This window comes from Nonomuraea sp. NPDC049028 (assembly GCF_043197735.1).
Lineage (GTDB): Bacteria > Actinomycetota > Actinomycetes > Streptosporangiales > Streptosporangiaceae > Nonomuraea.
Window position 1 is genome coordinate 95,357 of the sequence record NZ_JBICTR010000004.1, and the last position, 12,808, is coordinate 108,164.

The following is a 12,808-nucleotide window of genomic DNA, read 5'->3' on the forward strand; positions in this document are numbered from 1 at the left end:
GATCCACTCCGGTCAGTCGGTAAGGGAAGGGAAAGGTATGGCGGCCTGGGTCACAAGCCGCGCTGCTCGGTGCCGCCCGAGAAGCGAGCGGGGCGCTTGCCCAGGAAGGCGGCCACGCCCTCCTCCCCTTCGGGGGAGGTCGCCGCCGAGGCGAGAGCGCGGGCCTCACGGTCCAGGTGCGCGTCGAGGTCACTGGACAGCGCGTCGGACACCAGCCGCCGAGTCGCGCCGAAGGCCCCGGTCGCCCCCCGCGCGAGCGTGGCGGCCAACCGCCGAGCTTCTGCCGGCAGCCGCTCGGCGCTCACCACGGTCGTCACGAGCCCCATGCCGGCCGCTTCCCGCGCGGTGATGCGGCGGTTGGTGAGCAGCAGTTCCAGCGCCCTCTTGGGACCGACCAGCCGGGGCAGCGACCAGGTCACCCCGGCGTCGGGCGAGTAGCCGATGCCGGTGTAGGCGAGCGTGAACGTCGCGTCGTCCGCCGCGATGGTGAGGTCCGCGGCGGCGGCCAGTCCGACTCCGGCGCCCGCGACCGCCCCCTGCACCTGCGCGACGAGCGGCGCGTCCATCGTGGCGAAGATCCGCAACGCTCCGTGCAGCGCGTCGGTCACCTCGATCAGGTGCTCCTCCAGCGCTCTCCCCCGCAGACCGGAGAACTCGCGCAGGTCGCCGCCGACACAGAAGGATCGCCCCGCGCCGCGCAGCAGGACCGCCCGGACGTTCTCGCTCAGGCAGACCTGGGCGGCGTCCCGCAGCTCGCGTGCCAGACCCAGAGAGATGGCGTTGCCGCGCTCGCCCCGGCACAGGACGACGTCCGCCACCCCGTCCAGGACCTCCACCGTGACACTCTTCTCCCCGACACTCTTCTCCCCGACACTCTTCTCGCCGACGCTCATCGCGCCGTCCAGCCGCCGTCGACGACCAGAACCTGTCCGGTGCAGTACGACGAGGCGTCCGAGGCGAGGAAGAGCAGAGCGCCGTCGAGCTCGGCGGGGTCCCCGCCACGGCCCAGCATCGTGTTCTTCTCGACCCACCGACTGGACCGGGCGTCGGCGAACAGCTCCTCGGTCATCTCGGATCGGAACCAGCCCGGCGCCAGCGCGTTGACCCGCACGCCCGCCTGACCCCACTGGCCGGCCAGCTCACGGGTCAGTCCCACCAGCCCCGCCTTGGAGGCCGCGTAGCTCGCGCCGCCCATCGGGGCCGCCGACACCAGGCCCAGGATGGAGGCGACGTTCACGATGCTGCGGCCGGTGCCGGACGCCGTGGCCATGAGGCGGGCCAGATGGAACGGGGCGACCAGGTTCACGGCGAGAACGTCAGCGAAGTCCTGTGAACTCTCGTCCTCGGCGCGGGTTCCGCCCGCGACGCCGGCATTGTTGATCAGGACGTCGAACCGGCCGGTCTCCGCCACGGCGGTCGCGACGAGCCGTTCGCGATCGTCCTCGCGGCTGACGTCACACGCCACCGGGTGGATACGGGGATCACCGGCCGCCAGCTCCGCCAGCCGGTCGGCCCGCCTGGCCGCCGCGAACACGGTCGCCCCGGACGCGGCCAGGACCGCCGCGAAGCGGGCCCCGAGTCCGGAGGAGGCCCCGGTGACCACGGCTGTCCGCCCGCTCAGGGAGAACAGGTGGTCGATCACTCGTCGACCCCGATCGGCAGGGCCAGCGCGCCCCCGTCGATGACGAGGGTCTGGCCGGTGATCCAGGACGAGGCGTCCGAGGCCAGGAAGAGCGCCGCGCTCGCCACGTCCTCGGGCGTGCCCAGCCGCCGCAGCGGCAGCTTCGCGGTGAGAATGGGCTCGCGTGCCTCCCAGACGGCCCGCGCCAGCTCGGTCTTGATCAGTCCCGGTGCGATGGCGTTGACGCGCGCCTTGGGGCCGAGCTCGTAGGCGAGCTGCCGGGTCATATGGATCATGGCGGCCTTGGTGGCGTTGTAGTAGCCGATGTGCGGGTCGACGATCAGCCCGCCCACCGACGCGATGTTGATGACGGCGCCTCCGTGCTCGGCCATCGAGGCGTTCCAGGCGCAGCGGGTCCAGGCGATCATCCCGTACTGGTTGACCCGCACCGTCTTCTCCGCGCGGGGCAGGTCGAGGTCGAGCAGGTCGCCGTGGTACGGGTTGGTGGCGGCGTTGTTGACCAGGACGTCCACCCGGCCGAAGCGCTCCATCGTCTCGTCGATACAGCGCTGTGCCTGCTCCGGCTCGCCGGCGTTGGCCACGACCGTGTGCACACCCCCGCCCGCCTCGGTGCGCAGCAACTCGGCGCGCGCGCCGGCCAGCCCCTCCGCCTTGCGCGCGGCGATGACCACGTGCGCTCCCGCGGCCCGGTAGGCGTGCGCGATGGCCAGCCCGATGCCGCGGGACCCACCGGTGATCACCGCTGTCCGGCCGTCGAGCACGTTCATGCCGCCCCCTTCTTTCGGTACTTGGCCAGTTCCTGGCGGGCGACGGTACGCAGGTGGACCTCGTCGGGCCCGTCGGCGATGCGCAGCGCCCTGGTGATCGCGAACAGCCGGGCCAGGACGGTGTCGTCGCTGACCCCGGCCGCGCCGAACGCCTGGACGGCCCGGTCCACCACCCGGTGCGCCGTCTCCAGAGCCGCCACCTTGATGGCCGCGACCTCCATGCGGGCCGCGGAGTTGCCGACGGTGTCCATCAGCCACGCGGACTTGAGCACCAGCAGCCGCACCTGTTCGACCTCGATGCGGCTGCGCCCGATCCATTCCCGCACGACGCCCTGGTCGGCCAGCGGGCCGCCGAACGCCTCGCGGTCGAGCACGCGACGGCACATGAGCGCGAGGGCCCGTTCGGCGAACCCGACCGCGCGCATGGCGTAGTGCATCCGGCCTGGTCCGAGCCGTCCCTGAGCGAGCGCGAAGCCGTCGCCCTCGCCGCCGAGCAGGTTGGCGGCGGGTACGCGTACGTCCTCGAAGAGCACGTCACCGTGCCCGAGCCGGTCGGTGTAGCCGAACATGGGCAGGTCCCGCAGCACCGTGATGCCGGGGGTGTCCCGGGGGACGAGCAACATGCTCTGGCGCCGGTACGGGTCGGCGTCCGGGTCGGTCACCCCCATGAGGATGATCAGCTTGCAGTCCGGGTCGAGAATGCCGGAGGTGTACCACTTGTGGCCGTTGACCAGGTAGCTGTCGCCGTCGCGGGTGATCCTGGTACGGAGGTTCCGGGGGTCGGAGCTGGCCACGTCGGGCTCGGTCATGGCGAAGCATGACCGTATCTCGGCCGCCAGCAGCGGGCGCAGCCACCGCTCCTGCTGCTCGGGGGTGCCGAACAGGGCCAGCAGCTCCATGTTCCCGGTGTCCGGGGCGGAGCAGTTGAACACCTCCGGCCCGAAGACGCAGCCGCCGGCCAGCTCGGCGAGTGGCGCGTACTCCAGGTTCGTCAGGTTGGCGCCCCAGTCGCCGTGGGACATGAACAGGTTCCACAGGCCCTCGGCGCGAGCCTTTTCCTTGAGTTCGAGCATCACGGGAGGCAGGGCGTGCGGGTCGCCGGCGGTGGCGAGCTGCCGGTCGTAGACGGGTTCGGCGGGGTAGACGTGCTGCTCCATGAAGGACCGCATCCGGGTCTGGAGCTCGCGTGCGCGGGGCGAGTAGGCGAAATCCACTTATGTCCCTAGAAAGTCGTGCGCTGTGCGGATCATGGCGGCGATGGTCGGCGGCAGGCGTTCCTGGTCGGGGTCGTGGATCCGGCCCTCGCGGTGCCGCCGCAGGTTGTGGCCCATGATCGCGGCCATCTTCATCCGGCCGAGCGCGCGGAACCAGTCGAAGCGGGGCAACGGCGCGGCGCCCGCGAGGTAGGCCTCCAGCAACTCCGCCTCGGTGGGCAGCCCGGGCACTTCTCTGCCCAGCGCGGGGAAGTTGCGGTGGTCGGCGAACAGCAGGAACCAGGCCAGGTCCGTACGCGGGTCGCCGACGCTCCAGATCTCCCAGTCGACGACGGCCGCCGCCTCCCGCGCCCGGTACAGCACGTTGCCGAGCCGGAAGTCGCCGTGCACCAGGACCGGTGGCAGATCGGCGGGCACATCCCGGGCGAGCCGGTGGAGCAGGCCGTCGGATCCGGGGCGCAGCTCGGCGGGAACGGCGCGCATCGTGCGGCTCCACTGGCCGAGCTCGGCGACCGCGTCGCGAGGCGGTGGCGCGTCCAACGTCAGGGAGGCGACGTCGAGGTCGTGCAGCCGCCGCAGGACACGGGCGGCTTCCAGCATGCGGGCGCGGGCCAGCTCCGGAGTGAGATCGTGCTCGTCGAGCACCGGTTCCGCGGCCTCACCGGGGACGAACTCCATGGCGAACCAGGCCGGTTGCCGCTCGTCGACCGCCACCACCTCCGGGACGGGCACCGCCGTGCCGGCCAGCGCCTGGAGCACCCGGGCCTGGCGGAGCATGTCGTTGCGGCCCACCGGCCGTTCGGCGGGCGGGACCGCCTTGACGACGTGCTTGCGCTCTCCCACCGTGACCACGTACGTGAGTCCGGAGTGGCCGCCGGCGAGCGTCTCCAGCGGGCCCACCCGCTGCCCGGGGAACGCGCCGGCGACCCGGTCGGCCAGGTCTGGCGAAGCGAGCTCGGCGGTCATCGTACGGGCTCCTTGGGCAGGCCGAGCACCCGCTCGGACAGGATGGTGCGCTGGATCTCGTCGGTCCCGCCGGCGATGCTGTAGCCGGGCGCGCCCAGCAGATGCTCGGTCCAGGCGAAGGTGCCCCACTCTCCGGTGTCGGCGACCAGGCGCGGCCCGAGGAGTTGCAGGACCAGGTCGCTGGTGCGGCGCATGGTTTCGGTGGCGTAGAGCTTGCCCACCGACGCCTCGGCGCCCGGTTCGCGGCCGGAGACCAGCGCCGCGGTCACGCGCAGGCCGATGAGGCGCTGGACGAGCGTGCGAACGTACAGGTCGGCCGCGAGGTTCTGCTCGTGGCCGGTGAGTGGCCGCGGCAGGTGCCGGGCCAGCTCGACGGCGCGGTCGGCGTTGTCCAGGCCGAGGGCGCCGGAGTCGAGCCGTTCGGCGGCCAGCACCGTCAGGGTGACCCGCCATCCTTCGCCGACGGGGCCCAGCCGATCGGTGTCGGGTACCACGACACCGTCGAGGTAGACCTCGTTGAAGCTGATCCCGCCGGTCATCTGCCGGATGGGGCGAATGGTGACGCCCGGGGCGTCCATCGGCACCATGAACACGGTGATGCCCGCGTGTTTGCGCACGTCAGGGTCGGTACGGCAGACTGCCACGCCCCAGGACGCGACTGTCGCCCCCGAGGTCCACACCTTGTGCCCGTCGAGCACCCAGGCATCGCCGTCGCGAACCGCCCGCGTACGGACCGCGGCCAGATCGGACCCGGCCTCGGTCTCGGAGAACAGCTGGCAGGCCAGCTCATCCGCGCGCAGCATCGGCCTGATCCAGCGCTCCCGCTGCTCCGGCGTGCCCCAGATCCGGACGGCCGGGGCCACCAGTTGCTGGGTGACCGGGAAGATCTCGGTGCGGCGCGGGACGTCGAAGGCGGCCTCCTCCTGCCGGTAGAGCTGCTCGTAGAACACGGGCAGGCCGCGTCCGCCGAACTCCGCCGGCCAGCTCAGCGCGCCCCAGCCCGCGTCGAACCGGGTCACCTCCCAGGCCCGGATCCGTTCGGTGTGCTCGCGCTCCTCCTCTTCGGACCAGTTCTCGAAGACCGCGACCGAGTCGTCACCGGTGCCCCAGGCACCGTTGGCCTGCCGCGGCCGGGCGACCGACGCGAGCCAGTCGCGGGCCTCTGCCCTGAACTTCTCAGGTACCGGACTATCGCTCATCAGTTCCTCTATCGGAAGTCCTCTATCGGGACAGCACCGTGCAGGCGCTTACGCCCGGGGCGCCGTACACGTGGGTGAATCCGACTCTCGGCCGGCCGGGCACCTGCCGGTCTCCGGCCTGTCCGCGCAGTTGCCGGACCACCTCGCAGACCTGACGCAGACCCGACGCGCCGATGGGCTCACCGTTGGCGATGCAGCCGCCGTCGGTGTTGACCGGCAACGAGCCGCCGATCTCGGTGGCGCGGGAGGCGATCAGTTTCTCCTGCTCACCGTCCTCGCAGAACCCGCACTCGGCCATGTGCATCACCTCGGCACCGCTCTCGGTGTCCTGCAGCTGACACACATCGACGTCGCCGGGGGCGACGCCGGCCGCTTCGAACGCCGCCGCCGCGGCGTCCCTGGTCACGCTGCTCAGCTCGCCGCCGGCGATCCACGGGCTGAAGACCTCGAACGAGCCGAAGCGGCGAGAGCGCACGACCGCCGATCGCAGGGTCACCGGGACGCTCGTCAGTTCCCCGGCCACCGAGGCGCCGCACAGCACCAGCGCGGCCGCGCCTTCTCCCGGAGAGCAGAACATGTAGCGGGTCAGCGGGTCGCTGACCAGGCCAGAGGCGAGGATCTCGGCGGCGGTCATCGGCGTGCGCCGCCAGGCGTTGGGGTTGCGGGCGCCGTTGCGGTAGGCCTTCTCCGCGACCAGCGCGAGCGTACGGGAGCTGATCCCGTGATCGTGCATGTAGCGGCGGATCTTCATGCCGAAGAACTGGGTGGTGACCATCAGCCCGTCGCGCCCGTATGCCTCGTCCAGGCCCCAGTCGGCCGGCATCGGGTCGAAGGCGCCCCGTGGGTGCTTGTCGAACCCGACGGCCAGCACCACGTCGGCCATGCCGCCGCGGATGGCGTTCACCGCCGACACCAGGGCGCTGCCGCCCGTCGCGCAGCCGTTCTTGACGTTGACGAACGGCAGGCCGGTCAGGCCGAGCTGGGCCACCAGGGTGTCGGCCAGCCCGGCGACGTCGCTGCCGCCGAACGCCGCTCCCACCCGTGACCACGCGATCCCGGCGTCGGCGAGCGCGGCGTTCACCGCGTGCACGGCATGCTGTCGGCCGGTCGTGTGCTCGGTACGCCCGAAGGGCGACATGCCGGCACCGGCGATCAGGACGTCCGTCATCGGGCGCCTTCGATCGGGACAGCGCGCGGCGCTCCGGTGACAGGCTCGATCGGGACGGCGCGCGGCACTCCGGTGGCGGGCTCGATCCGCAGCGGCATGCCGATCCGGATCGAGTCGAGGTCGCCGACGTCGAGCACCGCCGCGACGCGGACGCCCTCCGGCAGCTCCACATACCCCACGGCGAAAGGCCGGAAGCCCTCCGGCGGCGGCGCGTACGGGGGTGATTTCGGGGCGAACCGCTGAACCGTCCACGTCCACAGCTCCCCCGCCGAGGACAGCGTCACCTCGGACGTCGCCCGCCCGCATCGCGGACAGGCGTCGTCGGCCGGGTAGACCGTCACCGCGCACTCACCGCACCGCGAGCCCCGCAGACCGGCCTGCGCCATCGTCGACACCGGTCAGCGACCCTTCCACTTCGGCTCGCGCTTCTCCAGGAACGCGGCCACGCCCTCGGCGGCGTCCTGGGAGTTGAGCGTCACGCCGACGGCCAGGTGCTCCATCACCATCAGCGACTGGATGTCGGCCTCCAGGCTGCGGTCGATGGTCATCTTGGTGATCCGCATCTGGAAGGGACTCTTGTCGGTCAGGTGGCTGATGAACTCGTCGACCGTGGCATCGAGTTCCTCTGCGGGTGCCGACTTGTTGATCAGGTCGAAGTCGGCCGCCTCGACGCCGGTCAGCAGCTTGCCGGTGAGCATCAGCTCCTTGGTCTTGCGGATGCCGATCATGCGGGGCACCCGGTAGATCGGCCCCGCGCCGCCGAACAGAGCCCGGCGGATGTGGAAGTCCCCGATCTTGGCGTCGTCCGCGGCGATCGCGAAGTCACAGGAGATCATCAGCTCGAACCCGCCGGCCGTGACATGACCCTCCAGCACCGCCACCGAGGGGGTGCTCATCGAGTACAGCCGGTCGCAGACCTTCGCCGAGATGACCGCCACGTCCATGGCCGTGCTGCTGCCGATGTAGTCGGCCTGCAACTCGTCGAGATCGAAGCCCGAGCAGAACGTGCCGCCCCGGCCGCGCAGCACCAGGACACGCAGTTCGGGGTCGGCGTCGACCTCGGTGATGATCTCGTCGAGCCGCTTGAGTATCGGCAGGGTTACGCAGTTCTTCTTCCACGGGCGGTTGAGCCAGACTCTCGCGACGTTGCCATCGCGCTCGAACTGGATCTCTTCGTCTACCGTCAACGTTCCTCCTTGAACTGAATTCAGTACAGTTCTATGGGCCGCCTGCTGCCCTGTCAATAGCCGGGATTGTGCGAAATATCGCCTGTCAGACCACGTTCAGGCCGAGCAGACCGCCCAGTCGTGCCCGGTGGTCACCGGCCGTGCCGAACAACACTTCCGCCGCTCGGGCGCGGCGTAGATAAAGATGGGCGGGGTGCTCCCAAGTGAACCCGATCCCGCCGTGCAGTTGCACGTATTCGGCCGTCGCCCGGCTGTACACGCCGGAGCAGACCACCTTCGCCGTACTGGCCGCCACCGGCAGATCCGGCGACGAGGCGGTGACACACGCCACCGCGTAGACCGCGGCCGAACGTGCCGCCTCGATCTCGACCAGCAGGTCGGCCAGCCGATGCTTGATCGCCTGGAACGAGCCGATCTGCCGGCCGAACTGACGGCGCTGCAGCACGTACGACACGCTCGCGTCGAGCGCGTGCGCGCTCCCGCCGACCTGCTCGGCGGCCAGCGCGGCCCGCCCGATGTCGAGCACCCGCCCGGTGATCGCGGCGGCGTCCCCCGGCTGCCCGATCGGTACGAACGGAGTGTCCGCGAAGGCGACCAGGGCCTGGGGCCGGGTACCGTCCAGAACCGTCCGGGCCGTCCGGGTGACGCCTTCCGCGCCACGCTCGCACGCGAAGAGACCGGCTCCATCGGCGGTCCGCGCCGCGACGAGGATCAGGTCGGCCCCGCACCCGTCGAGCACGAAGTCGGCCGCCCCGTTGCCGACCCACCCGCCCTTCCCTGGCGTGGCTCGTAGCCCGCCGCCGTCGTCGCCGAAGCCCGCGACAGTCGCGGTGAGGGTGCCCGCGGCGATGCCGGGAAGGTAGCGGGCGCAGGCTTCGCGATCTCCGCCGAGCAACAGGGCATAGGTCGCGAGCACGGTGGTGGAGAGCAAGGGGGCGCACAGCAACGCCCGCCCCGCCTCCTCGAAGACCACCGCGAGCTCCGCGAACGAGAAGCCCGACCCGCCGTACTCCTCCGGTATCGCCAGGCCCTGGACGCCGAGCTCCGTGGCCATCCGCGCCCACAGCGACGCGTCGTGTCCGCGGCCGGTCGCCAGGTGCTCGCGTACGTCTTCCGACGCGGCCGCCTCGGTGAAGAAGTCGCGCAGAACCTCCCGTAGCTGCTTGCGTTCATCGGTGTCGCCGAGCAGCGCCGGATCGACGTCGAGCATCAGGCCTCCAGTTCGTTCACATCGCGTAGCTTGAGCAAGGTCGCGGCCTCCCCACCGAAGTAGGCCAGCTCCGCGGTCTCGGCGAACGAGGGGTCCGACGCGTCTCCGCGCGCGGCCACCCGGCCCTCGTGCAGCACCACCACCTCATGGCAGGAGGTGAGCGCCCTGCTCAGCAGTTGCTCCAGGAGCACGATCGTCATCCCCTCGCGGGCGAGCTGTTCGATCCGGGCGTACACCTCGTCGACCAGGGCCGGCGCCAGCCCCAGCGCGGGCTCGTCGAGGATCAGCACGTCCGGCCGGGCCATGAGGGCCCGTGCGATGGCCAGGATCTGCTGCTCTCCTCCGCTCAGCCCCGCCGCGGCCACCGACAGGCGGCCGCGCAGCCGCTCCGGCAGCCACGTGGCGGTCTCGTCGAGGCGGGTACGCAGAGCCGATCCATGGACGCCTGCGGCGTAACCGGCCACTTCGAGGTTCTCCCGCAACGACAAGGTCTTGAAGAGGGCACGGCCTTCGGGGACCAGGCTGCCGCGGACCGGAGGGGCACCAGGCTCGCCGATCCGCACCTGCCCCGACGACGGGCGCAGCGAGCCATGAATGATCTTGCCGAGCGTGCTCTTGCCCGCGCCGTTCGCCCCGACGACGCCGATGACCGCGCCCTTGCCGATGTCGAGATGGACGTCGTGCAGGGCGGCGACACCGCCGTAGTGGTGGCTGACGTCGCGCAGGGCGATGGCGACGGTCTCGTCGGCGCGGGCCGGCAACTCGGCGCGCGTGGCGGTCAGGCCGAGGTACGACGAGCGCACTTTCGGGTCCGCCAGAATGGCGCCCGGCTCGCCGGAACCGATCGGCTTGCCGAAGTCGAAGGCGACCACCCGGTCGGCGACGGCGAAGAGGTCGTCCAGAACGTGATCGATGATCACGACGGCGGCGCCCCGCGCACGCAGGCGGACGATCTGCTGGGCGGCCAGTTGCCGCTCTGTGGCGTCCAGGCCGCCGAACGGTTCGTCCAGGATCAGCAGCTTCGGCTCTTCGGCGATCGCCCGGGCCAGGTCCAGGCGCTTCTGCAGTCCGAACGGTAGTTCGGCCGGGTAACGGTCGGCCACGTCGGCCAGTCCGGTGAGGGCGAGCAGTTCATCGGCCCGGGTGCGGTCCGCCGTGCCGACCCAGCGCTTGGTGCACAGCACGTTCTCCGCGACCGTGAGCTCCGAGAAGGTCTCCGCGTGCTGGAAGGTGCGGGCGATTCCCAGCCGGCGCCGTGCGGTGGCCCTCGTCCCCATCAGGTTCACACCCGCGTAGTCGACCGCGCCGCTGATCCGCGCGCCGCCGATGAGCCCTGAGACGGCGTTGAGCAGCGTGGTCTTGCCGGCGCCGTTCGGGCCGATGATGGCGAGCACCTCGCCGGGCCGTACGTCGAGCGAGGCGCTCTCAAGGGCGTTGAGACCGCCGAATCGCACGGACAGGCCATCGACGACCAGCAACGGCGCCACCTCGTCCGCGGCCGGCCGGTCCCTGGCCGGGGTGGCGGGAGCACCGTCCCCGCTGTCGGCGGCCGTCGCGCTGACGTGATGCTCGCCGTCGAGAGGGCCAGGGGCTCGCCTGCCCAGCGCCCTTCGTACCAGCGAGCCCAGGAACGGGACCACTCCACCGGGGAGGAAGATCAGCGCGGCGATCAGCAGAACGCCCTGCACCACTGGCTGCGGCACCGACACGGCGTCGGCCACCGTCGGAACCCACACCAGGTAGACCCCGCCCACCACAGCGCCGAACACCGAGCCGACGCCACCGAGCACGCAGGCCGCGATGATGGTGACACCGAAGTTCAGCGAGAACGTATCAGGGCTGACGAAGCCGGTGATCAGGCCCAGCAGCACGCCGGCCAAGCCGGTGAACGCCGCGCTGACCGCGAACGACAGAGCGGTCTGCGCCTCGGGCACGATGCCCACCGAACGGGCGACCAGCGGGTGTGCCTTCGCGGCGACCAGCCGCATGCGCAGCGCGGTCGACCTGGCGAAGACCGCGACCGCGAACACCGCTCCCGCCACGAGGACGGCGAGATACTGGGCCTCGCTGCCGCCACTCGGGACCGCGCCGAACACACTGTCAAGCGGGGCCACCGCCACGCCCTGGTCGCCGCCGGTCACGCTGGTCCATCGGTTGATCACCTCGAGGGACACCAGGCTGAACGCCAACGTCAGCAGGGCGATGTAGAGCACCGAGAACCTGGCGCCGGCGTACCCGAGGAAGGCGCCCATCAACGCGCACGACCCGATCGCCCCCACGATCACCCACTCCAGCGGCCACTGGTGCGCACCGCCGTACGCCGCCAAGTAGGCGCCCACGGCGACGAACGCGGGATGGCCCACGGACCACACCCCCGACCAGCCGGCCAGCAGGCCGACCGAGAGGACGACGATCGCGTAGACCGCGGCGAGCCCGACCGAATAGGCCTGATAGGCGGGGATCGCCCCGGACTGCATCAGCGCGACGAGGGCCAGCCCGGCGACCGGGCCGAGCGCGGCCCACGCGAGATTCGAGCGGGTGAATACCATGCGCTGCTCCTCAGACCCGCTGGAAGGTGCGTGTGCCGAACAGGCCCTGCGGGCGGATCAGCAACACGAGGACGGTGAAGGAGAACACGAAGGTGTCGCGGAAGCTGGCCGAGACGTAGCTGGCCGCGAGGTTCTCCAGTACCCCGACGGTCAGACCTCCGATGACGGCTCCGTACATGCTCGTGAGCCCGCCGAGGAAGATCCCGGCGAACGCGCGGAACAGCGGCGCGGCCAGGACCGTGGGCACCAGCCCCGACCTGGGCGCGTAGAGGCAGGCGGCGAGGGCGGCCAGAGCGAGGCCGAGTGCCCAGGCGATCCGCGCGACGCGTTGCGCGCTGATGCCGATGAGCTGGGCGGTGTCCGCGGACTCGGCGACGGCCCGCATCGCCGACCCCAGCGTGGTGCGGCCGAACAGGAAGGCGACGGCCGCCATCGCCACCGCCGCGATGCCGATGGTCACCAGGCTCTGCGCCGGCAGCGCCGCGTCACCCCATCGGACGGTGCCGTCCACCAGGCTGGGAAAGGTCTTCGGCTGGGTGCCCCAGATCGAGTCCACCACGCTCTCGACGATGAGCGAGACACCCATCGTCACCACGAGCGCGGAGAACAACTGCCCCTGACCGAGCGGCCGGATCACCACCTCTCGGGCGACCACCCCGGCCAGCGCGGTCACGGCGATCGCGGCGAGCACGCACAGGAGCATCGCGACGCCGCTGTCACGGAAGGTGATCGCGGCATAGAGTCCCAGCGTGGCCAGGGCGGCGAGGGCGAAGTTCACCACGTCCGTCGCCCGGTAGATGATCACCAGGCCGAGGCCCATCAAACCGTAGATCGCGCCGCTGGCGACGCCGCTTACCAGGACGAGCAGGAACTGATCCATTCCGACCGTCACTCTCTCGCAGGGCG

General features: G+C 71.2%; 12 protein-coding genes. All 12 read right to left on the bottom strand.

Features of this window, described 5'->3' with window-relative positions; all coding sequences use genetic code 11:
- Nucleotides 1-50 precede the first annotated feature (50 nt).
- Nucleotides 51-893: an enoyl-CoA hydratase/isomerase family protein gene (locus tag ACGFJ2_RS16135; RefSeq protein ID WP_358190199.1), complete on the bottom strand. Its 843-nt coding sequence runs from the start codon at nucleotides 891-893 to the stop codon at nucleotides 51-53.
- Entirely contained in the window at nucleotides 890-1,642 is a 753-nt protein-coding gene (locus ACGFJ2_RS16140) for an SDR family oxidoreductase (RefSeq protein WP_357960721.1), read from the bottom strand. Before ACGFJ2_RS16140 ends, ACGFJ2_RS16135 begins: the two co-directional genes overlap by 4 nt.
- A complete protein-coding gene (locus ACGFJ2_RS16145; RefSeq protein ID WP_357960719.1) occupies nucleotides 1,639-2,409 on the bottom strand; it encodes an SDR family oxidoreductase in 771 nt (256 codons plus the stop codon). The genes ACGFJ2_RS16140 and ACGFJ2_RS16145 overlap by 4 nt, the downstream gene beginning before the upstream one ends.
- Entirely contained in the window at nucleotides 2,406-3,623 is a 1,218-nt protein-coding gene (locus ACGFJ2_RS16150; protein WP_357960716.1) for an acyl-CoA dehydrogenase family protein, read from the bottom strand. Before ACGFJ2_RS16150 ends, ACGFJ2_RS16145 begins: the two co-directional genes overlap by 4 nt.
- Complete coding sequence (locus tag ACGFJ2_RS16155) at nucleotides 3,624-4,589, bottom strand: phosphotransferase family protein (protein WP_358190221.1); 966 nt, start codon at nucleotides 4,587-4,589, stop codon at nucleotides 3,624-3,626.
- Entirely contained in the window at nucleotides 4,586-5,788 is a 1,203-nt protein-coding gene (locus tag ACGFJ2_RS16160; protein WP_357960709.1) for an acyl-CoA dehydrogenase family protein, read from the bottom strand. The genes ACGFJ2_RS16155 and ACGFJ2_RS16160 overlap by 4 nt, the downstream gene beginning before the upstream one ends.
- A 22-nt stretch (nucleotides 5,789-5,810) precedes the next feature.
- Nucleotides 5,811-6,956, bottom strand: a complete 1,146-nt coding sequence (locus ACGFJ2_RS16165; RefSeq protein ID WP_393468704.1) for a thiolase family protein — start codon at nucleotides 6,954-6,956, stop codon at nucleotides 5,811-5,813.
- A complete protein-coding gene (locus ACGFJ2_RS16170) occupies nucleotides 6,953-7,342 on the bottom strand; it encodes an OB-fold domain-containing protein (protein ID WP_357960831.1) in 390 nt (129 codons plus the stop codon). Before ACGFJ2_RS16170 ends, ACGFJ2_RS16165 begins: the two co-directional genes overlap by 4 nt.
- 12 nt (nucleotides 7,343-7,354) lie before the next feature.
- Complete coding sequence (locus tag ACGFJ2_RS16175) at nucleotides 7,355-8,143, bottom strand: enoyl-CoA hydratase/isomerase family protein (protein WP_357960703.1); 789 nt, start codon at nucleotides 8,141-8,143, stop codon at nucleotides 7,355-7,357.
- A gap of 85 nt (nucleotides 8,144-8,228) precedes the next feature.
- Nucleotides 8,229-9,353 (bottom strand): acyl-CoA dehydrogenase family protein, encoded by a 1,125-nt coding sequence (locus ACGFJ2_RS16180; protein ID WP_393468707.1) that lies wholly within the window; start codon nucleotides 9,351-9,353, stop codon nucleotides 8,229-8,231.
- Complete coding sequence (locus tag ACGFJ2_RS16185; RefSeq protein ID WP_393468710.1) at nucleotides 9,353-11,902, bottom strand: ATP-binding cassette domain-containing protein; 2,550 nt, start codon at nucleotides 11,900-11,902, stop codon at nucleotides 9,353-9,355. The genes ACGFJ2_RS16180 and ACGFJ2_RS16185 overlap by 1 nt, the downstream gene beginning before the upstream one ends.
- Before the next feature lie 10 nt (nucleotides 11,903-11,912).
- The gene (locus ACGFJ2_RS16190; RefSeq protein ID WP_357960694.1) at nucleotides 11,913-12,782 is read right to left on the bottom strand and encodes a branched-chain amino acid ABC transporter permease; all 870 of its coding nucleotides are present in this window, start codon (nucleotides 12,780-12,782) and stop codon (nucleotides 11,913-11,915) included.
- Nucleotides 12,783-12,808 lie beyond the last annotated feature (26 nt).